This window comes from Metapseudomonas resinovorans DSM 21078 (assembly GCF_000423545.1).
Lineage (GTDB): Bacteria > Pseudomonadota > Gammaproteobacteria > Pseudomonadales > Pseudomonadaceae > Metapseudomonas > Metapseudomonas resinovorans.
Window position 1 is genome coordinate 80,671 of record NZ_AUIE01000028.1, and the last position, 22,552, is coordinate 103,222.

Here is a 22,552-nt window from a genome sequence, read left to right on the forward strand (position 1 = left end):
CGGGACGGTAAAATGCCGGCCAGTATACACAGGCCCACAGGTCGGCCAAAACCCGTCTGGCGGTGACGCCGACGGAACCAGACCGTAGAATGCCGCCTCTTTTTTCCGGGGCCTTGCCCGCAACTTTCCACCCATTGCCGCAGACGAGTCCGACACTATGACAGCCATGCCCAAACCCCTGGTCCTGATCATCCTGGACGGTTTCGGTCACAGTGACAGCCCCGAATACAACGCCATCTATGCCGCCAAGACACCGGTCTACGACCGTCTGCGCGCCACCCAGCCCCATGGCCTGATCTCGGGCAGCGGCATGGACGTCGGCCTGCCGGACGGCCAGATGGGCAACTCCGAGGTCGGCCACATGAACCTGGGCGCCGGCCGCGTGGTGTACCAGGACTTCACCCGTGTGACCAAGGCGATCCGCGACGGCGACTTCTTCAGCAATCCGGAAATCACCACAGCGGTGGACAAGGCCGTGGCCGCCGGCAAGGCTGTGCACTTCATGGGCCTGCTCTCCGACGGCGGCGTGCACAGCCACCAGGACCACCTGGTCGCCATGGCCGAACTGGCCGCCCAGCGCGGTGCCGAGAAAATCTACCTGCACGCCTTCCTCGACGGCCGTGACACCCCGCCCAAGAGCGCCGAGCCCTCCATCAAGCTGCTGGACGACGCCTTCGCCCGCCTCGGCAAGGGCCGCATCGCCAGCCTGATCGGCCGCTACTTCGCCATGGACCGCGACAACCGCTGGGACCGCGTCGAAGCCGCCTACAACCTGATCACCGAGGGCCAGGCTGAATTCTCCGCCGCCAGCGCCGTCGAGGGCCTGGCTGCCGCCTACGAGCGCGGCGAGAGCGACGAGTTCGTCAAAGCCACCTGCATCGGCGAGCCGGTGAAGGTGGAAGACGGCGATGCCGTAATCTTCATGAACTTCCGTGCCGACCGCGCCCGTGAACTGTCCCGCGCCTTCGTCGAGCCGGGCTTCAAGGAGTTCCCCCGCCAGCGTGAACTGAACCTGGCCGGCTACGTGATGCTGACCCAGTACGCGGCCAGCATCCCCGCCCCCAGCGCCTTCAAGCCGGAATCCCTGGACAACGTACTGGGCGAGTACCTGGCGAAGAACGGCAAGACCCAACTGCGCATCGCCGAGACCGAGAAGTACGCCCACGTGACCTTCTTCTTCTCCGGCGGCCGCGAAGAGCCCTTCGAAGGCGAAGAGCGCATTCTGATTCCGTCGCCCAAGGTCGCCACCTATGACCTGCAGCCGGAAATGAGCGCCCCCGAGGTCACCGACAAGATCGTCGACGCCATCGAAAACCAGCGCTACGACGTGATCGTGGTGAACTACGCCAACGGCGACATGGTTGGCCACACCGGCGTGTTCGAAGCCGCGGTCAAGGCCGTGGAGTGCCTGGACAGCTGCGTCGGCCGTATCGTTGAAGCCCTGGACAAGGTCGGCGGCGAAGCGCTGATCACCGCCGATCACGGCAACGTCGAGCAGATGGAAGACGAAATGACCGGCCAGGCGCACACCGCGCACACCTGCGAGCCGGTGCCCTTCATCTATGTCGGCAAGCGTCCGGCGACGATCCGCGAAGGCGGCGTGCTGGCCGATGTGGCCCCGACACTGCTGACCCTGATGGGCCTGCCGGTGCCGGCCGAGATGACCGGCAAGACCATCGTCGAGCTGCAATGATCGACGCGGGCCGTAGCCCCGGCGCGGCCCAGGCGTGAATATCTGCGCGCCTTATCAGGAAACGCCCCGAACCACCGGTTCCGGGCGTTTTTTTTGCCCCGCGCCACGGGCATACTAGGCCGGTCCTTTCCCCTGGTGCCCCACCCCCATGTTTCGCGCCCTCGCCCTCGCAATCCTTGCCAGCCTGATCACCCCGGTCATGGCCGACCAGCGCGCCGAAACCCAGCAACAGCTGGACCGGGCCGCAAAGGATGTCACCGAACTGAAGAAACTCCTGCAGCAACTGCAGCAGGAGAAATCCGGCGTCCAGGCCGACCTGAAGAAAACCGAAACCGAAATGGGCGGCCTGGAGCAGCAGGTGAAAGAGCTGCAACAGGAACTCGAGAAGAGCGAAGGCGAGATCCAGCGCCTGGACGAAGAGAAAAAAAAACTCCAGGGCGCGCGCACTGAACAACAGCGCCTGATCGGCATCCAGGCCCGCGCCGCCTACCAGAGCGGTCAGCAGGAATACCTCAAGCTGCTGCTGAACCAGCAGCACCCCGAGAAGTTCGCCCGTACCCTCACCTACTACGACTATCTGAGCAAGGCCCGCCTGGAACAGCTTGCCGCGTTCAACGAGACCCTGCGCCAGCTGGCGAACGTCGAGCAGGAAATCACCACCCAGCAGAACCAGCTCAACGAGCAGAAGGCCGCCCTCGATGGCCGTCGCGAGCAACTTGCCGCGACGCGCAAGGAGCGCCAGCAGGCTCTGGCCAAGCTCAACCGGGACGTCAGCGACCGGGACAAGAAGCTCAAGGCCCGCCAGCAGGATCAGGCCGAACTGGGTAAGGTACTCAAGACCATCGAAGAAACCCTGGCCCGCCAGGAGCGTGAGGCCCGCGAGGCCGAAGAAGCCCGCAAGCGTGCGCTCGCCGAACAGCAGCGAGTGCTACGCGAACACCCGGCCGGCAGCCCGGCCAAGGCCAGCAACGGTCCGATGGTTTCCAGCACCGGCGGCAACTTCGGCGGCCCCTTCGTCAAAGCCCGTGGCCAACTGCCCTGGCCGGTGGACGGCCGCCTGGTCGCCCGCTTCGGTTCGGCCCGTGGCGGCGACTCCCGCGCCAAGTGGGACGGCGTGCTGATCGGCGCCCCTGAAGGCAGCTCCGTACGCGCGGTGCATGGCGGCCGTGTGGTTTTCGCAGATTGGTTGCGCGGCGCCGGGCTTCTGGTCATTCTCGATCATGGCAACGGTTATCTGAGCCTCTACGGCCACAATCAGCGCCTGTTGAAAAATGCCGGCGATATCGTCAAAGCAGGCGAATCCATCGCCACCGTCGGCACCAGTGGCGGGCAGGACACGCCCGCACTGTACTTCGCCATACGCCAGCAAGGCCGACCGACCGACCCGGCACAGTGGTGCCGCGCCCAAGGATAGGTCTCATCTAGCAGGAGTTAGTTCGCATGCCGCATCTGTCCCGCCTCACCTCCCTGGCCATGGCACTGGCGCTGCTTGGCGGCGCCCCGCAGCTGCTGGCCGCCGAGGAGCCGGCAAATCTCCCCGCGACGGCGGTGAACGGCAAGGCACCGCTGCCGCTGGACGAGCTGCGCACCTTCGCCGAGGTGCTGGATCGCATCAAGTCCGCCTATGTCGAGCCGGTGGACGACAAGACCCTGCTGGAGAACGCCATCAAGGGCATGCTCAGCAACCTCGACCCGCACTCGGCCTACCTGGAACCGGAAGACTTCCAGGAGCTGCAGGAAAGCACCAGTGGCGAGTTCGGCGGCCTCGGCATCGAAGTCGGCGCCGAGGATGGCTTCGTCAAGGTGGTCTCCCCCATCGACGACACCCCGGCCTCCAAGGCCGGCATCCAGCCGGGCGACCTGATCGTCAAGATCGACGGCCAGCCGACCAAGGGCATCTCGCTGATGGAAGCGGTGGACAAGATGCGCGGCAAGGCCGGCAGCAAGATCACCCTTACCCTGGTACGCGATGGCGGCCAGCCCTTCGACGTGGAACTGGTGCGCGCGGCCATCAAGGTCAAGAGCGTGAAGAGCCAACTGCTGGACAAGAGCTACGGCTATTTGCGCATCACCCAGTTCCAGGTCAACACCGGCGAAGAAGTGGGCAAAGCCCTGGCCAAGATGCGCAAGGACAATGGCGGCCGTCTGAGCGGACTGGTCCTGGACCTGCGCAACAACCCCGGCGGCGTGCTGCAGGCGGCGGTGGAAGTTTCCGACCACTTCCTGAAGAGAGGCCTGATCGTCTACACCAAAGGCCGCATCGCCAACTCCGAACTGCGCTTCTCCGCCGACCCGGCCGACGCCAGCGAAGGCGTACCCCTGGTGGTGCTGATCAACGGCGGCAGTGCCTCGGCGGCCGAGATCGTCGCCGGTGCCCTGCAGGACCACAAACGTGGCGTGCTGATGGGCACCGACAGCTTCGGCAAGGGCTCGGTGCAGACTGTGCTGCCGCTGAACAACGATCGCGCCCTGAAGCTCACCACCGCGCTCTACTACACCCCAAACGGCCGCTCGATCCAGGCCCAGGGCATCGTTCCGGACATCGAAGTCGCGCGAGCCAAGGTCACCCGCGAGCAGGACGGCGAATCCTTCAAGGAAGCCGATCTCGCCGGCCACCTCGGCAACGGCAATGGCGGTGCCGACCGCCCAAGTTCGAACAAGAAATCGGCGGAGCCACGCCCGCAGGATGACGACTTCCAACTGAGCCAGGCCCTCAATCTGCTGAAAGGCCTGAACGTCACTCGCGGAAAGTGACATGAGGTGGGGCGCCTGGTTGCTTGCGTTGTGGTTGGGCGCAACGGCAACCGGTGCCTGGGCCGCGCCAACGGCGCGCCTGGCCCTGGTGATCGACGACCTGGGCCAAACCCCCGCCCGCGACCGCCGTGTTCTCGCCCTCCCCGGCCCGGTGGCGCTTTCCATCCTTCCGGATGCCCCTCACTCCCGTGAACTCGCCGAAGCCGCCCATGCCGCCGGCAAGACAGTGATGCTGCACCTGCCCATGGACCCGGCCACCGGCCCCTATGCCTGGCGGCCAGAGTTATCCACAGCCGAGCTGGAGAAACGCCTGGACGCGGCCCTGCGCCAGGTGCCTTTCGCCCGCGGCTTGAACAACCACATGGGCAGCCGCATGACCGCCCAGCGTCCCGCCATGACCTGGCTGATGCATCGCTTGCAACAGGAACACCGCTTCTTTATCGATAGCCGCACCAGCGCTGCCACGGTGGCCGCCGCCGAGGCGCAGAAGGCCGGGCTGGCCAGCCTCTCGCGGGATGTCTTTCTTGATGACGACCAGAGTCCGGCCGCGGTGGCCAAGCAATTCGACGCGGCACTGGACCTGGCGCGCAAGCAGGGCTCAGCCCTGATGATTGGCCACCCTCACCCGGCAACCCTGGAACTGCTCGAGCGCGAGCTGCCGCGCCTGAAGGAACGGGGCTTCGAGCTGATCGATGTGGAAATGCTGATCGCCCTGCGCGGCAACCGCGCCATGGCGGCTCACGGCAAGGCGGGGTTTTACCGGTAGATGCTCAAGCGGCGCCAGGGACGCCTCGTTGGGGCGAATTCAATCGCCAAGGGCAGCGCAGCTGCCCTATGAAGGCATGCAGGGCAGACCTGCGGTCTGCTTGGCGAATGAACTGGCTATGTCTGCATTACGTGTTGTAGGCAGCTGCATTACCCGTAGGCTCCTGGCCCGATGGTCAATCTCTCGCAACAGCTAACGCAGACATAGCCAATGAATTCGCCCCTAAAGAAGGGCATTCAGAAGCAGGCCGCGCCGGGCCTGCCAATCATTACAGGTAGTTCTGGGTGATCTCGTCGACGTAACCGTCAGTGCGCATCTGGTCCAGGGCCTTCTGCAGACGCTCGATGACCTCGTCTGGGGTGTCCTTGTTGAAGGCCAGGTAGAGCTCGGCGCTGTTGAAGCGCAGCACGGTCTGCAGGCCGGTCACGCCTTCCTGCTTGGCCAGGTAGCGGCCAACGGGATCAGTCGTGGCCCAGAGATCGATCTGGCCCTTGAGCAGTTTCTTCACGTTCTCCTGGTCACGCAGGGCGTTCTGCGGCGCCATGCCCTGGCTTTCCAGGTGCTGGCTCACGGCATCGTTCTTGTACGCGCCAATGCGGTACTGGGACGCACTCTTCAGGTCCTTGACGCTCAGGTTGTTACCCGGCGCGGCGAGCAGCACCCACTCGGTCTTGGCAATCGGACCGACCCATTTGAACAGCGGCTGGCGTTCAGCGGTGAAGGTGGTGGAGAACAGGCCATAGCTGGGCTTGTCCAGGGTCAGGCGATACAGGCGATCCCAGGGGAAGCGCAAGGTCAGGCTGTAGTTGATGTCGGCGCGCTTGAACATCTCGCGGACGATATCGGTGCTGATGCCATCGATGCCGTCGTCGCGGGCGAAGTTCTTGTCATCCACCGCCATGTTGAAGGGCGGGAAGTTCTCGGTGAGCAACACCACCTTGTAGTCCGCCGGCAAATCGGCGCGCGCCGTGAAGGCGAAGAACATCAGGCCCAGGGTCAGGGCACGTTGAATCAGCTTCTGCATTGTCATACCGCTCGCTTGAGTTGTGGTTGTGGCTAAGCGGCTTCCTTGCGTGGGCTCCCCACCCACGGACGTACGGCACGACCCGTCCTGCCTTCCATGGCAAGCGACCGGCTTGTGGCCAGTCACTGAGGTCTCGTTGCTAGGGTTGAAGCACTACCTGTTAGAGGTAGCTGTTCAGTATCTCGTCGACATAGCCTTCAGCCCGCAGCTGGTCCAGCGCGGCCTGCAGCTTGTTCACCACCTCGTCGGGCACTTCTTTGTTCAGCGCCAGGAACAGCTCGGCCTGGTTGAAGCGCAGCACGGTTTTCAGGCCGCCCACGCCTTCCTGCTTGGCCAGATAGCGGCCAGCGGGGTCGCCGGTGGCCCAGAGGTCGATCTGGCCCTTCTCCAGCTTTTTGGCGTTTTCCTGGTCGCGCAAGGCGGTGATCGGTTCGAGCTTCTGTTGGGTCAGGTACTCGGCGATGGCATCGCCCTTGTAGGCGCCCACCTTGTACTTGCGCGCGTCTTCCAGGCTGCCCAGGGCGATCGAGCTGTCGGTGCGAGCCAGCATGATCCAGTCGTCGGGACCGATCGGGCCGACCCATTTGAACGACTGCTCGCGCTCTGGCAGGCGCGCAGTGACGAAGACGCCATAGCCTGGCTTCTCCAGCGCCAGCTTGTAGATGCGATCCCAGGGGAAGCGCAGGGTCAGGCTGTACTTGACCCCGGCACGCTTGAACATTTCACGGACGATGTCGACGGCGATGCCATCGATATTGTCTTCCTGGGCGAAGTTCTTCCCGTTGATCGACATGTTGTAGGGCGGGAAGTTTTCGGTCAGGAGAACGACGCTGTAGTTCTCATCCACTTCGGCACGAGCTGCACCGGCAAACACCATGAGGGTACCGGCCAGCGCCAGCAGCAGGCGTTTCGACATTAGCGATTACCTTCCAGGAGAGATGGGAAATGCGCTGAGCTTAACCCCGTGGGAACGGGGCTCGGGCATCAGCAGCCCAGGCTGCGAAGTCCGTCACGCGAGCAGCCTGGGCGAATGCTAGGCAAGAATCGTGCTCAGCGCACCAGGATTCCGCGGCTGGCGAGATAGGCCTTGGCCTCGGGCACGGTGTATTCACCGAAGTGGAAGATGCTCGCCGCCAGAACGGCGTCGGCCTTGCCCTCGAGGATGCCAGCAGCCAGGTGCTCAAGATTGCCGACACCGCCGGAGGCAATCACCGGAATGCCGACGGTTTCGCTGATGGCGCGAGTGACGCCCAGGTCGTAACCGCTCTTCACACCGTCCTGGTCCATGCTGGTGAGGAGGATTTCACCGGCACCCAGGTCTTCCATTTTCTTCGCCCAGGCCACAGCGTCGAGGCCGGTGGGTTTGCGTCCGCCATGGGTGAAAATTTCCCAGCGTGGTGTTTCCCCGGGGCCGGAGACTTTCTTGGCATCGATGGCAACCACGATGCACTGGGAGCCGAAACGGGAGGCGGCCTCGCCGACGAACTCCGGCGTGAAGACAGCAGCGGTGTTGATCGACACCTTGTCGGCACCGGCATTGAGCAGGTTGCGGATGTCCTGCACGGTGCGCACGCCGCCGCCCACGGTCAGCGGGATGAACACCTGGCTAGCCATGCGCTCCACCGTGTGCAAGGTGGTGTCGCGGCCGTCGACGCTGGCAGTGATGTCGAGGAAGGTGATCTCGTCGGCGCCCTGTTCATCGTAGCGACGGGCGATTTCGACCGGGTCGCCGGCGTCGCGGATGTTCTCGAACTTGACGCCCTTGACCACGCGACCGTTGTCCACGTCGAGGCAGGGGATGATGCGTTTTGCCAGTGCCATAACATTGCTCTCGTAGGATGGGTCGGGCGGCGTTCCGCGGAGCGCCGCGATACCCATCGATCTGTCAGTAGTTGATGGGTTGCGCCGCTGCGCGACTAACCCATCCTACGGCTCTCGGCCAGCGAGGGCTTCAGCGTAATGATCAGCCCTTGTAGCTGTCGCAGAAGGCCTGGGCCTCGGCGACGTCCAGGGTGCCTTCGTAGATGGCACGGCCAGTGATGGCGCCGATGATGCCGGGGGCCTTGGCGGCCAGCAGCTTTTCGATGTCGCCGAGGTTGTGGATACCGCCCGACGCGATCACCGGGATTCGGCTGGCGGCGGCCAGGGCCGCAGTGGCCTCGACGTTGCAGCCCTGCATCATCCCGTCCTTGGCGATGTCGGTGTAGACGATGGCGGAGACGCCATCGGCCTCGAAGCGCCTGGCCAGGTCCACGGCCTGCACGCTGCTGACCTCGGCCCAACCGTCGGTGGCGACGAATCCGTCCTTGGCGTCCAGGCCCACGATGACCTTGCCGGGGAAGGCCTTGCAGGCCTCGGTGACGAACTCGGGCTCTTTCACTGCCTTGGTGCCGATGATCACGTAGCTGACGCCGGCCTTGACGTAGTGCTCGATGGTTTCCAGGGAGCGAATGCCGCCGCCGATCTGGATCGGCAGGTTCGGGTAGCGCTTGGCGATGGCGGTGACCACTTCACCGTTCACCGGCTTGCCTTCGAAGGCGCCGTTCAGGTCCACCAGGTGCAGGCGACGGCAGCCGCCCTCTACCCACTTGGCGGCCATGCTCACCGGGTCGTCGGAGAACACGGTGGAGTCTTCCATGCGGCCCTGGCGCAGGCGCACGCAGGCGCCGTCCTTCAGATCGATAGCGGGGATAATCAGCATCGGTTCAACCTGTTCGAAGTCAGTGGAATCGGCTTGGCGCTCAGCTTTTCTCAAGCGCCCACAAGTCACTCTCGATGCTTTCGAACCTGTCTTTCAGGTGCGCTTGCACATCGGAGATCGCCTTGTTGTAGAAATGTGGCGCGAACTCCTGGGCGAAGAAGTCGAGCACTTCCTCGGCCTCGAAGGAACCCAGCTCCAGCTCGAAGCGATCGGCCATGAAACGCTTGATCGCCAGCACCGCGTCCTGGGTCTGGGCGGCGTCGAGTTGCAGGCTCGGGGTCTTCTTCGCGCGGCTCATCGGTTTACCAGCGGCCGTCCCAGGCGGCGAAGTTCTGCAGCAGCTGCAGGCCGTGGGTGTGGCTCTTTTCCGGGTGGAACTGCACGGCGAAGCGCGAGCCTTCGGCCAGCGCGGCGGCGAAGTCCTTGCCGTAGTGACCGTGACCGACTACCTGGGCAGGGTTGCCGGCCTCGACGTAGTAGCTGTGCACGAAGTAGAACCGCGCCCGATCAGGAATGTTGTGCCAGAGCGGGTGGGCGACACTCTGCTCCACCTCGTTCCAGCCCATGTGCGGCACTTTCAGGTGCTCGCCATCTTCCACCAGGCCCTTGCCGAAGAAGCGCACCTGGCCGGGGAACAGGCCGATGCAGTCGACCCCGTCGTTCTCCTCGCTGCGCTCCAGCAGCGCCTGCATGCCAACGCAGATGCCGAGGAACGGACGATCGCGACTGACCTCGCGCACCAGCTCGTCGAAGCCCAGGCGACGGATCTCCGCCATGCAATCGCGGATGGCACCGACGCCAGGAAACACCACCCGGTCGGCTTCGCGGATCACGCTGGCATCACTGCTGACCAGCACACGGCCGGCGCCGACGTGTTCCAGGGCCTTGGCAACCGAGTGCAGGTTGCCCATGCCGTAGTCGATGACTGCAACCGTCTGCATCAGAGCACGCCCTTGGTGGAGGGCATCTGGCCAGCCATGCGCGGGTCCCGCTCGACGGCCATGCGCAGGGCGCGGCCGAAGGCCTTGAACACGGTTTCGATCTGGTGGTGGGTGTTATGGCCCCGCAGGTTGTCGATGTGCAGGCTCACCAGGGCGTGGTTGACGAAGCCCTGGAAGAACTCCTGGAACAGGTCGACATCGAAGCCACCGACCACGGCGCGGGTGAAAGGAACGTGCATCTGCAGGCCGGGACGACCGGAGAAGTCGATGACCACGCGGGACAGGGCTTCATCCAGCGGCACATAGGAATGGCCGTAGCGGACGATGCCCTTCTTGTCGCCAATGGCCTGGGTGAAGGCCTGGCCGAGGGTGATACCGACGTCTTCCACGGTGTGGTGATCGTCGATATGCAGATCGCCCTTGCACTCGATGTCCAGGTCGATCAGGCCGTGACGGGCAATCTGGTCGAGCATGTGCTCAAGGAAAGGTACGCCGATATCGAAGCGCGCCTTGCCAGTACCATCCAGGTTGATCGAGACCTTGATCTGGGTTTCCAGGGTATTGCGTTCGACGGATGCCGTACGTTCGGCCATCACCAGCTCCACAAAAGGCTCACAAAAAAGAGCGCCATTATAGGCCGCCGGCCGCTGGCGCGGCTACCGACGACGGTCGGCGGGGTTTACACTGCCGAGCCGCGTCCGCAATGCCCTCCAGGAACCCCAATGCCCGTGATCGTAGAGACCCTGAATTGCCCGTCCGAGCAGGATCGCGGCGACCTGGCGAAAATTTACGCCGATGCTCCGGACTGGCTGCTGGCGCCCTACGCCAATGCGGCGGAACTGGTGGAACGCGGCCTGGCCGACGGCCTGCTGGTGGCCGGGCGTTTCAACGATCGCCTGCTCGGCGCAGCGCTGATCGAGCGCGGCGAGGAGCACTGGCGGTTGTCCCACCTCTGCGTGCGCAAGGTCACCCGCCATCGCGGCGTCGCCCGTCGCCTGGTTGAGGAAAGCGCTCGCCTGGCGCGGGAAGCAGGCAGATCGCTGGCCCTGGCCGCTCCAGAGGGCCATCTGGAAAGCCAGGCCCTCGCGGCTCGCTTGCACCTGCCGCTGGAAAGCCTCTAAGCCCCCTGCGCTGAACCGACGGCCAGAATCACCATCAAAAGTCCCTGACCAGGGCGCCGAAGCCCCACGCCACTGCACGCCATGACTGATGGCCCGGCGCTATACTCGGCACCTTCAATTCACGCGATCCATCACAAGGACTGGCCAATGAAAGCCTTCGGAAAAATCCTGGGCCTCATCTTCCTCGGGCTGTTGCTGATCATAGTGGCCCTGGGCTTCGCCCTGACCCACCTGTTCGACCCGAACGATTACAAGGACGAGATTCAACAACTGGCCCGCGACAAGGCCAACCTCGAACTGACCCTCAACGGCGACATCGGCTGGAGCCTGTTCCCCTGGCTCGGCCTCGAACTGCACCAGGCGACCCTGGCCAGTGCCGCCAGCCCGGAAAAGCCCTTCGCCAACCTCGACATGATCGGCCTGTCGGTGCGCGTACTGCCGCTGCTGCGTCGCGAGGTGCAGATGAGCGACATCCGCGTCGAAGGCCTCAACCTCGATCTGCAGCGCGACGACAAGGGCCACGGCAATTGGGAGGATATCGGCCGCCCGGCGAAGGCTCCGGAAACTGCCCAGGCCGGCACGCCGACCAGCCCCGCTCCGACCGACGGTGCCCAGCAGGCGCCCGCTGCCGAAGAACCAGCGCGCCCGGTCAAGCTGGATATCGACAGCCTTACCGTGCGCAATGCGCGCATCAACTACACCGATGCCAAGAGCGGTCAGCAATTCAACGCCGAAGGCATCGAACTGGTCACCGGTGCCATCCGCGAGGGAGCCAGCATCCCGGTCAAACTCAGTGCCTTCTTTGGCACCAACCAGCCGGTGCTGCGCGCCAAGACCGAACTCACTACCAACTTGCGCTTCGAGCGCGCGCTCAAACGCTACCAGCTCGAGGACCTGAAGCTGAACGGCGAAGCGTCCGGCGAACCCTTCAAGGGCAAGACCCTGACCTTCAACGCCCAGGGCCAGCTGCTGGCCGATCTCGCCGCCAACGTCGCCGAGTGGAACAGCCTCAAGCTTTCCGCCAACCAACTGCGCGCACTCGGTGAACTCAAGGTGCATGACCTGAACAAGGGCGCACGGCTGGAGGGCGGGTTGTCCATCGCCCCGCTCAACCTGCGGGAGTTCCTGACCGGCATCGGCGTCGAACTGCCGCCAATGAGCGACGCCACCACGCTGCAGAAATTCGAGCTGGTCACCAAACTGGGCGGCAGCCCCAACAGCCTCGCCCTCGAAGGCCTCAACCTGAAACTGGACGACAGCAGCTTCAGCGGCCGCCTGGCCGTGGCCGACTTCGCCCAAAAGGCCGTGCGCATCCAGCTCAAGGGCGACAAGCTCGACCTCGACCGCTACCTGCCGCCCAAAACCAAGGCCAAGCAGGAAGCCCAAACCGCCCGCCAGGCCGAAGTAAAGCCCGCTGTAGCCGCCGCGAGCCAGGGCACCACGCCGCTACCGAACGCGCCAACCCAGGCTGCCTGGAGCGAAGCACCGATACTGCCAATGGACCAGCTGCGCAAGGTCGATCTGCAAGCCACGCTGAACCTCGGCCAATTCACCGTCGACAAACTGCCTCTGAATGACGTCAGCCTCAAGGCCAACGGCAAGGGAGGCCTGCTGACCCTTGAAGACCTGCGTGGGGGTCTGCTCGGTGGCAGCTTCCAGGCCAGCGCGCAAATCGACGCGCGTCCGGCAGTACCGCTGCTCAAGGCCCAAAAACGCATCAGCAACGTGCCGGTGGAGAAACTCCTCCAGGCCCAGGAGCAGAAGCCACCGGTGCGCGGCCTGCTGGACATGACCGCTGACATCACCAGCAGCGGCAATAGCCAGAAGGCCTGGATTGACGGTCTCAATGGCACCGCCAGTTTCGCCCTGAACGACGGCGCGCTGCTCGACGCCAACCTCGAACAGCAACTCTGCCAGGGCATCGCCACCCTCAACCGCAAAACGCTGAGCAGCACGCGCAGCGGCAGCGAGACCCCCTTCCGCGAGCTCAAGGGCTCGCTCATCTTCAACAATGGCGTGGCCAACAACCCCGACCTGCGCGCCAGCATCCCCGGCCTCAACGTCAAGGGTGATGGCGCAGTCGACCTGCGCGTGCTCGGTCTGGATTACCGGATCGGCGTAGTGATCGAAGGCGACAAGAGCGCGATGCCGGACCCGGCCTGTCAGGTCAACGAGCGCTACGTCGGCATCGAGTGGCCACTGCGCTGCCGCGGCCCGCTGGAGCTGGGCGCCAAAGCCTGCCGCCTGGACAAGGACGGTATGGGCAAGGTGGCTGCCAAGCTGGCCGGCGACAAACTCAACGAGAAACTCGAAGAGAAGCTGGGCGACAAGGTCAGCCCGGAGCTGAAAGACGCGCTCAAGGGGTTGTTCAAGCAATGACCCCCGAGCAGTTCTCCGGCGCCGTGCTCGACTGGTACGACAGTCATGGCCGCAAGGACCTGCCCTGGCAGCAGGGCATCACCCCCTACCGCGTCTGGGTGTCCGAAATCATGCTGCAGCAGACCCAGGTGAGCACCGTCCTGGGCTACTTCGATCGCTTCATGGAGGCCCTGCCTACCGTGCAGGCGCTGGCAGCCGCGCCGGAAGACGAAGTACTGCACCTCTGGACCGGCCTCGGCTACTACACTCGCGCCCGCAACCTGCAGAAGACCGCGAAACAGGTGGTGGCCGATTACGACGGCCACTTCCCCTGCGACGTCGATCAACTGGCGGAGTTGCCTGGCATTGGTCGCTCCACCGCCGGCGCCATCGCCAGCCTGTCCATGGGCCTGCGTGCACCGATCCTCGACGGCAACGTCAAGCGCGTCCTGGCCCGCTATGTCGCGCAGGACGGCTATCCGGGTGAACCGAAGGTCGCCAGGCAACTCTGGGAAGTGGCCGAGCGCTTCACCCCGTACCAGCGAGTGAACAACTACACCCAGGCAATGATGGACCTCGGCGCCACCCTCTGTACCCGCAGCAAACCCAGCTGCCTGCTATGCCCATTGCAGAGCGGTTGTCGTGCACACCAGCTAGGCAGGGAAACGGCTTACCCCGCCCCGAAACCGCGCAAGGCGCTGCCCCAGAAGCGCACCCTGATGCCCCTGCTGGCCAATGGTGACGGCGCCATCCTGCTCTACCGTCGGCCGTCGAGCGGGCTCTGGGGCGGGCTCTGGAGCCTTCCGGAACTGGACGATCTCGACGCGCTCGCCCCGCTGGCCAACCAGCATTCGTTGCAGCTCGGCGAGCGCCGCGAACTGCCCGGCCTGACCCACACCTTCAGTCATTTCCAACTGGCCATCGAACCCTGGCTGGTGGCCGTGGAGGGCAGCGTCCCCATCGTGGCCGAGGGCGACTGGCTCTGGTATAACCTCGCCACCCCGCCGCGCCTGGGGCTCGCCGCCCCGGTGAAAAAGCTGCTCAAGCGCGCGGCCGATGTATTGAATGCAGGAGAACCGCGATGACCCGCACCATCATGTGCCGCAAGTACAAAGAGGAACTGCCGGGCCTGGAGCGTCCGCCATATCCGGGCGCCAAGGGCGAGGACATCTTCAACAACATCTCGAAGAAGGCCTGGGATGAGTGGCAGGCGCATCAGACCATGCTGATCAACGAGCGCCGCCTGAACATGATGAACGCCGAGGACCGCAAGTTCCTCCAGGCTGAAATGGACAAGTTTTTCTCGGGCGAGGACTACGCCCAAGCCGAAGGTTATGTCCCCCCGAGCGCGTAAGCGCCCGTAATAACTAAAAATTTTTTCAGAAGGGTGTTGACGAGGGGCCGCTTAATCCGTTTAATAGCGCCCCGTTGCCCAGGTAGCTCAGTCGGTAGAGCAGGGGATTGAAAATCCCCGTGTCGGCGGTTCGATTCCGTCCCTGGGCACCACTAATACCGTCAAAAAGCCCCAGCCATGTGCTGGGGCTTTTTGTTTTCAGCCCCCCCTCACACCGCTGCCGCGCACGATGCGAACGGCGCTGCTAACCTCACTGCGAAGCCCGCCGCAGCATGGCCCGCTGGCATCAGGCGTGCCCAAGCCCGACCCCACTGACGGTAAGCATCAACCTCTCTGCCGGCAGTTCGCCCAGCACGACCTGGTCGTCCAGGTGGGCGCCATCATCGCCGAGAGCGTATCCATGGCCGATTCCGTGCGGACCATCACCGTGCTACAGCAGCTTCATGATCTGGGGGTACGCATCAGCATCGATGACTTCGGTACCGGTTACTCCTCCCTCAGCTACCTGCAACGTTTCCGCCTGAATGCCCTGAGGGTCGACCGCTCCTTCCTGGCCCAGTTCGACCAGTGCGAGGAGAGCTTGGAGATAGACCGCAGCCGGATGGACAAACCGCGACCGATCCTGGCGCTTTCGTCGCGCCAACCGAGTAACCATTTGATCACAAAGGAAAAAGACAAAGGATCGGCGCAAAGGCGCGAAATCCGGGCATTTCGGCACGAGCTCCGCGAGTTTTTGCTACCGCGACAAGCAACTGCAGCGATGCGACAAACTCACCTACAGAACCCTCCAGGGGCTCTCCGTCGGCTTTCGCCTGGCAAAGCGCTATGCTAGCTTCCCCTCGCCAGGAAGGCCGCCCCACCGCCAGAGTGCCCCCGAACAATAAGAGGACCCCCCATGGCCCAAGCCACGCCAGCGCTTGAAATCCGTAACTTGCACAAACGCTACGGCGATCTCGAAGTGCTCAAGGGCATATCCCTCACCGCCAACGACGGTGACGTGATCTCCATCCTCGGCTCCTCTGGCTCCGGCAAGTCCACCTTCCTGCGCTGCATCAACCTGCTTGAGAACCCGCACCAGGGCCAGATCCTGGTGGCTGGAGAAGAACTCAAGCTCAAGCAGAGCCGCTCCGGCGAACTGGTCGCCGCCGACAACAAGCAGATCAATCGCATGCGCAGCGAAATCGGCTTCGTCTTCCAGAACTTCAACCTCTGGCCGCACATGACGGTGCTCGACAACATCATCGAAGCGCCGCGTCGCGTACTCGGCCAGAGCAAGGCCGAGGCCACCGAAATCGCCGAGGCCCTGCTGGCGAAGGTCGGCATCGCTGACAAGCGCCATGTCTATCCGACCCAGCTCTCCGGCGGCCAGCAGCAACGCGCAGCCATCGCCCGCACCCTGGCCATGCAACCGAAGGTGATCCTGTTCGATGAACCCACCTCGGCGCTTGACCCGGAAATGGTACAAGAAGTGCTTAACGTGATCCGCGCGCTGGCCGAGGAAGGCCGCACCATGCTGCTGGTCACCCATGAAATGAACTTCGCCCGGAATGTCTCCAGCGAAGTGGTTTTCCTGCATCAGGGGCTGGTAGAAGAGCAGGGACCGCCACAGCAGGTATTTGACAACCCGCTGTCGGCGCGCTGTAAACAATTCATGTCCAGCAATCGCTAAAACACGGAGCAAGAGCGCAATGAAGAACTACAAGAAGATTCTGCTGGCTGCGGCCGCCACCCTCGCCTTCGGCACCAGCGCCGTCGCCGCCGACAAGCTGAAGATCGGTACCGAAGGTGCCTACCCGCCCTTCAACCTGATCGATGCCAGCGGCCAGGCCGGCGGTTTCGACGTCGAGATCGCCCAAGCCCTCTGCGCCAAGATGAAGGCCGAGTGCGAAGTGGTGACCTCCGACTGGGACGGCATCATTCCCGCCCTGAACGCCAAGAAGTTCGACTTCCTCGCCGCCTCCATGTCCATCACCGAAGAGCGCAAGCAGGCCGTCGACTTCACCGACCCCTACTACACCAACAAACTGCAGTTCATTGCCCCGAAAAGCTCTGACTTCAAGACCGACAAGGCCAGCCTGAAAGGCAAGGTAATTGGCGCACAGCGTGCCACCATTGCCGGCACCTGGCTGGAAGACAACATGGCTGACGTGGTCGACATCAAACTCTACGACACCCAGGAAAACGCCTACCTCGACCTGTCTTCCGGCCGCCTCGATGGCGTACTGGCCGACAAGTTCGTCAACTGGGAATGGCTGAAGAGCGATTCCGGCAAGGACTTCGAGTTCAAGGGTGACCCGGTGTTCGACAACGACAAGATCGCCATCGCCGTACGCAAGGGCGACCCGCTGCGCGAGAAGCTGAACGCCGCGCTGAAGGAAATCGTTGCTGACGGCACCTACAAGAAGATCAACGACAAGTACTTCCCCTTCAGCATCTACTGACCTGCACGTCCGGTGCCGCCCAGCGCGGCACCGGCGCCTGAGCTCCCATGACCCTAGACCTCTACGGATTCGGCCCGGCCCTGGCCGCGGGCACCCTCATGACCATCAAGTTGGCGCTGTCTGCGCTTGCGGTGGGCCTGGTGCTCGGCCTGCTCGGCGCGCTGGCAAGGACTTCCCCCCTCAAGCCACTGCAGTGGCTGGGCGGCACCTACTCCACACTTGTGCGCGGCGTCCCTGAGTTGCTCTGGGTGCTGCTGATCTATTTCGGCACGGTCAACCTGATGCGCGCCCTGGGTGAATGGATCGGCTACCCCGAACTGGAACTGAACGCCTTCGCCGCGGGCACCATCGCCCTGGGCCTGTGCTTCGGCTCCTACGCCACCGAAGTCTTCCGCGGCGCCATCCTGGCCATCCCCAAGGGACACCGCGAAGCCGGCATGGCGCTGGGCCTGTCCAAGAACCGCATTCTCTGGCGCGTGGTCCTGCCGCAAATGTGGCGAATCGCCCTGCCGGGCCTGGGTAACCTGTTCATGATCCTGATGAAGGACACCGCACTGGTTTCCGTGATCGGCCTTGAGGAAATCATGCGTCGCTCGCAAATCGCCGTGACCTCAAGCAAGGAGCCTTTCACCTTCTTCCTGGTGGCCGCCTTCATCTACCTGGGCCTGACCATCCTCGCGATGATCGGCATGCATTGGCTGGAGAAGCGCGCAGGCCGTGGCTTCAAGCGGAGCGCAGCATGAACTGGGAAGTCATCCTCAAATACCTGCCACAGCTGGCCCAAGGCGCCATCCTCACCCTGGAGCTGGTGGCCATCGCAGTGATCGCCGGCCTGATCCTGGCGCTGCCCATGGGCATTGCCCGCGCGTCCCGCCATTGGTACGTGCGCGCCCTGCCCTACGGCTACATCTTCTTCTTCCGCGGCACGCCCTTGCTGGTGCAGCTGTTTCTCGTCTACTACGGCCTGGCGCAGTTCGATGCAGTGCGCAAGGGCCCGCTCTGGCCGTACCTGCGCGACCCCTTCTGGTGCGCTGTAATCACCATGACGCTGCATACCGCGGCCTACATCGCCGAGATTCTGCGTGGCGCCATCCAGGCCGTACCGCCGGGCGAAATCGAGGCGGCACGGGCACTGGGCATGTCACGCTTCCAGGCATTGGTGTACATCATCCTGCCGCGTGCGGCGCGCATCGGCCTGCCGGCCTACAGCAACGAAGTGATCCTGATGGTCAAGGCGAGCGCCCTGGCCAGCACCGTCACCCTGCTGGAACTCACCGGCATGGCGCGCACCATCATCGCCCGCACCTACCTGCCGGTAGAGATCTTCTTCGCCGCCGGCCTCTTCTACCTGCTGATCGCCTACGTGCTGGTGCGAGCCTTCCGCCTGCTCGAACGCAAATTGCGGGTGGATGCCCTGCAGGGCCGCTGAACCCGCGACCGCTCCTCGCCCCCGGGAGAGGAGCGGTGCCGGCGACGCTATAATCGCCACCCCTGATTCCCCATCGCCTAGCCCGCATGACCAACCCTGCGCCCCTCCAAGGCCCGCACCTGCGGGAACGCTTCGCCGCCCTGGACGACTTCCTCCTCGCGCACCAGGACATCTGGCGTCCCGTGCCCTTCACCGAACTGGAACTGCCCTGGGAACGCCAGCACCCCGAACTGGCCGCATGGCTACGCGGCCGCACCCTGGCAGAAGCAGAAGCCATCCATAACAACCCGGAACAGTTGCAGGCGCCGGCGCCTTATCCACAGCTTGCAGCGCGGTGCGCCGACCTCAGCTGCATCGGCGAGCTGCCCGCAGCGCAGATAGCCGCAGTGCCCAACAGCTTCACGGTGGACGTTCCCGGGCGCAAATGGCAGCAGATCGACGCCTTCGCCAGCCGCCTGCGGTTTGACCAGGCACCAGGCCACTGGCTGGACTGGTGCTCCGGCAAGGGGCACCTGGGACGCCGTCTGGCCCATGACGGCGCATCGCTGACTTGCATCGAGCTCGACCCGCAACTGGTTGCCAGCGGCCAGCAACTCAGCCAGCGCCTGGGGCTCGCCGCCAATCATCACCAGCAGGACGCCTTGGCCGATGACGCCGCACAGCACCTCGCGCCCGAGCACACAGTGGTCGCCCTGCATGCCTGCGGCGACCTGCACGTACGCCTGTTGCAACTGGCCAACGCGGCCGGCTGCCGGCAACTGGCCGTAGCACCCTGCTGCTACAACCGCATCCGCACACCCGACTATCAGCCACTGTCCGAGACTGCATCAGCCTCCGCACTGCGCCTCAGCCACGCCGACCTGCGCCTGCCCATGAGCGAGACCGTCACCGCTGGCGCCCGCGTGCGGCGCCAACGCGACCAATCCATGGCCCGCCGCCTGGCCTTCGACCTGCTGCAACGAGAACTGCGCGGCGAAGACCAGTACCTGCCGACACCCTCCCTCGCCACGAGCTGGCTGAACAAGCCGTTCGCCGACTATTGCCGGGACCTCTGCGCGCTCAAAAGCCTCCCGCAGCCGCAGCCACGCGACTGGGAAGCGCTGGAAATGGCAGGTTGGCAACGCCTTGCCGTGGTACGCAACCTGGAACTCCCCCGCAGCTTGTTCCGCCGCCCCATGGAACTCTGGCTGCTGCTGGACCGCGCCCTGTTTCTTGAAGAACAGGGCTATCAGGTCAAGCTCGGCAGCTTCTGCTCGCCCCAACTCACACCACGTAACGTCCTGCTACTGGCCGAACGCTGAGCTTACCCACAGAACCTGTGGATAACTTTGTTGATGAAATCTGGGCAACTCATTGTAAGGCCCCGCCTTGCGCAACCAGCAGGCGTTGAGCATTTTCTGGACAACAGATAAAGCGCCAATAAAAACAAACACTTGACGAAATCCGAGATGTAGCGCACAGATTTCAAGCACGATCGTGCAAAAAAGATCACCTTTGTGCATAAGCCACGCCATGCTGATGCTCAAAGCTGCTTGAAGCTCGCTTACAGAGGTTTACTCGCGGCGCCCAATCGCTATAATGGCCGCCCCTCCTAGCCGGTATAGCTCAGCTGGTAGAGCAACTGACTTGTAATCAGTAGGTCCCGGGTTCGATTCCTGGTGCCGGCACCAATAAACAGATTCATGCAGTGCCAAGCAGTGTCATGAATCCCCCACAAAGCCCGCCTCGCGCGGGCTTTGTGTTTCATGCAGTGCCATCCAGCTTCATCCAAGCCCTCGCCCGTTCTGGACTCCGCTCCGTTCCCTTCGACATGTCCTTATGATGCCAACAGGGGTCACAAGGGGTCTACAGGGTGCGAAAAACGGCACTTTCACACCTGAGACATTCCCCCAACCCCCTCCTTTCCCCATCGATTGGTACAGAAAGTGGTACGAGCCAATCGTCCATCCACACCCGGCCTCGCCCCCTCCACTCCCCTCATCTATGTGAGCTCAACGGCCCGACTTCCGCCGGCGGACCGAATGCTTGCGCCAAAAAAATTGCTGTAGAATCGCCCCTTTCAACTCAAGGCACAGGACATGCGAGTAAGCAACGGACACGTCGGGCACCAGACAATACAATCAATCGACTTCCTGCGAGCCATAGCGTGCCTTATGGTTGTCTACTGCCATGTTATTGGGCGACCACTTATTATTTTCAACGAGACTTGGCTTCCTGCAACTCTCGTAAATGACTTCATACTTCTGCCGCTGAACGTAATTCAACGATTTGGATTTCTTGGGGTGGCTGTATTCTTCTTGATCAGCGGATTCATCGTTACCCATACAGGGATTAACGAAAGCAGATTCAGTTTTGCCATAAAGAGAATCTTCAGAATTTACCCCGCACTGATCGCTTCTGTTGCCCTGGTTCTCGTTCTTATACCAATCACTGAACAATACGGGATCATTAACGAAGGAATCGGCCACGGATACTCAAATGCATTTCTTGCAATGCTTGGCATGGATGCAGGCTTCACCAAGCGGCCTCTGATGTCTGTTAGCTGGACGTTGTCGCTGGAGCTGTTCTTTTACGCAATGGTCCTGATCATACTCCCATTACTGAAGAGCAGGCCGGTCGTGGCTATGCTGTCGATATTACTTTTCTCGGCGGCCATGACCAGCACCATGGGATTGCCCTATCATCCCGGGCGGATGGCAGCGCACTTCGCAGCATTCATGCCGCTATTTGTGATCGGCATGGCGGTTTATTTTTGCTGGTCTGGAAAAGTCAGACTACTCTACACGGCAATGATTCTAGCCGCGATATGGATTGTGATGATAATTGGCTTCACTAGCGCTAAACCTGCTTATATGGAGCCGCTCAACTCTTACCCAACGCAAGTCTTCTACGCGACTGTGATATTCCTTGGCGCACTCTGGATTTACAGCAGAAAAGAATTTGCAAAGAACGCAATAATCACATTCCTTTCAAACATAAGCTATTCACTTTATCTACTGCACCTACCAATCAGTTCAGCAATCACGCTTTCGCTGCATGACAAGATTGGATATGTCGCCTCCATAACGATAAGCCTTATTGCTTCATTCTCTGTTTCTTATGCCATATACCGACTTGTCGAGCGGCCCGGGCAAGTGATTGGCCGACGGATAATCGCCAAGACAACCTCTGTAATGCCCGCCTTCGTTCAGCGTCGAACAGTCGAATAGGGGCATGTTGAATGCCTCCTGTGCCACAAGCAGTTCTCGCTCGTACCCCTTCCGCTGGCGGCGCTCGGTCAGAAGCGCCCTCACCTTTACCTCCAAGCTGTCGGTTTTCTTCAGGCCGGCGGCGGCCCACGGCGGCACTGCCACTGGACCGATCTTGCACAGTACCGGAACAGCCACCTCTGCGCGCACAATGCGTGGTTCCGGCTTAACGGCCGAATGTCCAGAGCATCCCGCCAGCGCAGCCAGGAATATTCTGCTGTTCCTTTTGTAATTCACAACCCCAACTCCTTATCGATCACGGTTTCTGCCGCGGCACAGGCATCGCCACCGATACACTCCTGCTGCAGCCGGTTCGCGGCCTGGTAGTCTTTTTCCGCCTGTTGGCGGGCGGCCGCCTGCTCCTTCTTGGCAACGGCCTTGCGATGTAAGCGCTCCACAAACCCCACCTTCATTTGAACTGTCCGCTTGCGGATGCTGGGCTCCCGTTTTCCCAGTGGAGCCCCGTCATGATGCGTCCGGACGCCAAGGTCAAAGCCGTCTACCTCTATCCGAAGCCCGTCGACTTCCGGAAATCCATTGATGGTCTGGCGGCCCTGGTGGAGCTGGATATCAAGGTGGCCGTGTTCGACCCCGTGTTGTTTGTCTTCCTCAACAAGACCCGCAACCGGGTGAAGATCCTCTATTGGGAACGCAATGGCTTCTGCCTGTGGTTCAAGCGCCTGCAGGCTGAGCGCTTCAAGACCAAGCCCAATGCTGATGAG

The 22,552-nt window shown here is 62.8% G+C and carries 24 protein-coding genes, 2 tRNA genes and 1 pseudogene; 18 read left to right on the forward strand and 9 right to left on the reverse strand.

The genetic code is table 11. The features are described from left to right. Positions 1 to 157 precede the first annotated feature (157 nt). From gpmI to G559_RS0119580, 4 genes are all read left to right on the forward strand, one after another. Complete coding sequence (gene gpmI, locus G559_RS0119565; RefSeq protein WP_028629873.1) at positions 158 to 1,693, forward strand: 2,3-bisphosphoglycerate-independent phosphoglycerate mutase; 1,536 nt, start codon at positions 158 to 160, stop codon at positions 1,691 to 1,693. 148 nt (positions 1,694 to 1,841) lie between these two features. Beyond that, on the forward strand, positions 1,842 to 3,107 hold the full coding sequence (locus G559_RS0119570; protein ID WP_028629874.1) for a murein hydrolase activator EnvC family protein: 1,266 nt from the start codon (positions 1,842 to 1,844) through the stop codon (positions 3,105 to 3,107). Positions 3,108 to 3,133: 26 nt separating this feature from the next. After that, the gene (locus G559_RS0119575) at positions 3,134 to 4,447 is read left to right on the forward strand and encodes a S41 family peptidase (RefSeq protein ID WP_028629875.1); all 1,314 of its coding nucleotides are present in this window, start codon (positions 3,134 to 3,136) and stop codon (positions 4,445 to 4,447) included. Position 4,448: 1 nt separating this feature from the next. Beyond that, the gene (locus tag G559_RS0119580) at positions 4,449 to 5,213 is read left to right on the forward strand and encodes a divergent polysaccharide deacetylase family protein (RefSeq protein ID WP_028629876.1); all 765 of its coding nucleotides are present in this window, start codon (positions 4,449 to 4,451) and stop codon (positions 5,211 to 5,213) included. Positions 5,214 to 5,481: 268 nt separating this feature from the next. On the opposite strand, the gene G559_RS0119585 is transcribed toward G559_RS0119580, so the two are convergent. From G559_RS0119585 to hisB, 7 genes are all read right to left on the reverse strand, one after another. Continuing rightward, the gene (locus tag G559_RS0119585; protein ID WP_028629877.1) at positions 5,482 to 6,237 is read right to left on the reverse strand and encodes a substrate-binding periplasmic protein; all 756 of its coding nucleotides are present in this window, start codon (positions 6,235 to 6,237) and stop codon (positions 5,482 to 5,484) included. Between the two features lie 160 nt (positions 6,238 to 6,397). Continuing rightward, on the reverse strand, positions 6,398 to 7,153 hold the full coding sequence (locus tag G559_RS0119590) for a substrate-binding periplasmic protein (protein ID WP_028629878.1): 756 nt from the start codon (positions 7,151 to 7,153) through the stop codon (positions 6,398 to 6,400). Between the two features lie 134 nt (positions 7,154 to 7,287). Beyond that, a complete protein-coding gene (gene hisF, locus G559_RS0119595) occupies positions 7,288 to 8,058 on the reverse strand; it encodes an imidazole glycerol phosphate synthase subunit HisF (protein ID WP_028629879.1) in 771 nt (256 codons plus the stop codon). 142 nt (positions 8,059 to 8,200) lie between these two features. Beyond that, positions 8,201 to 8,938: a 1-(5-phosphoribosyl)-5-[(5-phosphoribosylamino)methylideneamino]imidazole-4-carboxamide isomerase gene (gene hisA / locus G559_RS0119600; RefSeq protein ID WP_016495212.1), complete on the reverse strand. Its 738-nt coding sequence runs from the start codon at positions 8,936 to 8,938 to the stop codon at positions 8,201 to 8,203. A 40-nt stretch (positions 8,939 to 8,978) separates the two neighbouring features. Continuing rightward, positions 8,979 to 9,236, reverse strand: a complete 258-nt coding sequence (locus G559_RS0119605; protein WP_028629880.1) for a DUF2164 domain-containing protein — start codon at positions 9,234 to 9,236, stop codon at positions 8,979 to 8,981. Between the two features lie 4 nt (positions 9,237 to 9,240). Continuing rightward, positions 9,241 to 9,879 (reverse strand): imidazole glycerol phosphate synthase subunit HisH, encoded by a 639-nt coding sequence (gene hisH, locus G559_RS0119610; RefSeq protein WP_028629881.1) that lies wholly within the window; start codon positions 9,877 to 9,879, stop codon positions 9,241 to 9,243. After that, entirely contained in the window at positions 9,879 to 10,472 is a 594-nt protein-coding gene (gene hisB, locus G559_RS0119615; RefSeq protein WP_028629882.1) for an imidazoleglycerol-phosphate dehydratase HisB, read from the reverse strand. The genes hisH and hisB overlap by 1 nt, the downstream gene beginning before the upstream one ends. A gap of 129 nt (positions 10,473 to 10,601) precedes the next feature. On the opposite strand from hisB, the gene G559_RS0119620 reads away from it, so the two are divergent. The 13 genes from G559_RS0119620 (at position 10,602) to G559_RS0119680 (ending at position 21,791) form a co-directional block, all read left to right on the forward strand. Next, entirely contained in the window at positions 10,602 to 11,000 is a 399-nt protein-coding gene (locus G559_RS0119620; protein WP_028629883.1) for an acetyl-CoA sensor PanZ family protein, read from the forward strand. Between the two features lie 147 nt (positions 11,001 to 11,147). Next, a complete protein-coding gene (locus tag G559_RS0119625) occupies positions 11,148 to 13,379 on the forward strand; it encodes an AsmA family protein (RefSeq protein WP_028629884.1) in 2,232 nt (743 codons plus the stop codon). Next, positions 13,376 to 14,443: an A/G-specific adenine glycosylase gene (gene mutY / locus G559_RS0119630; protein ID WP_028629885.1), complete on the forward strand. Its 1,068-nt coding sequence runs from the start codon at positions 13,376 to 13,378 to the stop codon at positions 14,441 to 14,443. The genes G559_RS0119625 and mutY overlap by 4 nt, the downstream gene beginning before the upstream one ends. Continuing rightward, complete coding sequence (locus tag G559_RS0119635) at positions 14,440 to 14,712, forward strand: oxidative damage protection protein (protein ID WP_028629886.1); 273 nt, start codon at positions 14,440 to 14,442, stop codon at positions 14,710 to 14,712. Before mutY ends, G559_RS0119635 begins: the two co-directional genes overlap by 4 nt. Positions 14,713 to 14,788: 76 nt before the next feature. Beyond that, positions 14,789 to 14,864, forward strand: a tRNA-Phe gene (locus G559_RS0119640). Between the two features lie 140 nt (positions 14,865 to 15,004). After that, positions 15,005 to 15,544 (forward strand): EAL domain-containing protein, encoded by a 540-nt coding sequence (locus G559_RS0119645; protein WP_028629887.1) that lies wholly within the window; start codon positions 15,005 to 15,007, stop codon positions 15,542 to 15,544. Positions 15,545 to 15,607: 63 nt separating this feature from the next. Then, positions 15,608 to 16,381 (forward strand): ABC transporter ATP-binding protein, encoded by a 774-nt coding sequence (locus G559_RS0119650; RefSeq protein WP_028629888.1) that lies wholly within the window; start codon positions 15,608 to 15,610, stop codon positions 16,379 to 16,381. A 19-nt stretch (positions 16,382 to 16,400) separates the two neighbouring features. Beyond that, positions 16,401 to 17,153, forward strand: a complete 753-nt coding sequence (locus tag G559_RS0119655; RefSeq protein ID WP_028629889.1) for an ABC transporter substrate-binding protein — start codon at positions 16,401 to 16,403, stop codon at positions 17,151 to 17,153. A gap of 47 nt (positions 17,154 to 17,200) precedes the next feature. Next, positions 17,201 to 17,896: an ABC transporter permease gene (locus tag G559_RS0119660; protein WP_028629890.1), complete on the forward strand. Its 696-nt coding sequence runs from the start codon at positions 17,201 to 17,203 to the stop codon at positions 17,894 to 17,896. Beyond that, the gene (locus tag G559_RS0119665) at positions 17,893 to 18,582 is read left to right on the forward strand and encodes an ABC transporter permease (protein ID WP_028629891.1); all 690 of its coding nucleotides are present in this window, start codon (positions 17,893 to 17,895) and stop codon (positions 18,580 to 18,582) included. The genes G559_RS0119660 and G559_RS0119665 overlap by 4 nt, the downstream gene beginning before the upstream one ends. 86 nt (positions 18,583 to 18,668) lie before the next feature. Beyond that, positions 18,669 to 19,883 carry a methyltransferase gene (locus G559_RS0119670; protein ID WP_028629892.1) on the forward strand — a complete coding sequence of 405 codons (1,215 nt, stop codon included), beginning with the start codon at positions 18,669 to 18,671 and terminating at the stop codon, positions 19,881 to 19,883. 293 nt (positions 19,884 to 20,176) lie between these two features. Then, positions 20,177 to 20,252: transfer RNA gene (locus G559_RS0119675), tRNA-Thr, on the forward strand. A gap of 408 nt (positions 20,253 to 20,660) precedes the next feature. Further along, positions 20,661 to 21,791 carry an acyltransferase family protein gene (locus G559_RS0119680; protein ID WP_028629893.1) on the forward strand — a complete coding sequence of 377 codons (1,131 nt, stop codon included), beginning with the start codon at positions 20,661 to 20,663 and terminating at the stop codon, positions 21,789 to 21,791. 12 nt (positions 21,792 to 21,803) lie between these two features. Here the strand turns inward: G559_RS0119680 and G559_RS30975 are convergent. After that, positions 21,804 to 22,043: pseudogene (locus G559_RS30975) on the reverse strand (hypothetical protein); the annotation flags it as partial. Between the two features lie 20 nt (positions 22,044 to 22,063). Beyond that, on the reverse strand, positions 22,064 to 22,243 hold the full coding sequence (locus tag G559_RS29115) for a hypothetical protein (RefSeq protein WP_036997590.1): 180 nt from the start codon (positions 22,241 to 22,243) through the stop codon (positions 22,064 to 22,066). 54 nt (positions 22,244 to 22,297) lie between these two features. Here G559_RS29115 and tnpB point away from each other — a divergent pair. Beyond that, positions 22,298 to 22,552, forward strand: a 255-nt coding sequence (gene tnpB, locus G559_RS0119690; protein WP_028629894.1) for an IS66 family insertion sequence element accessory protein TnpB, incomplete at its 3' end; no start/stop codon positions are given.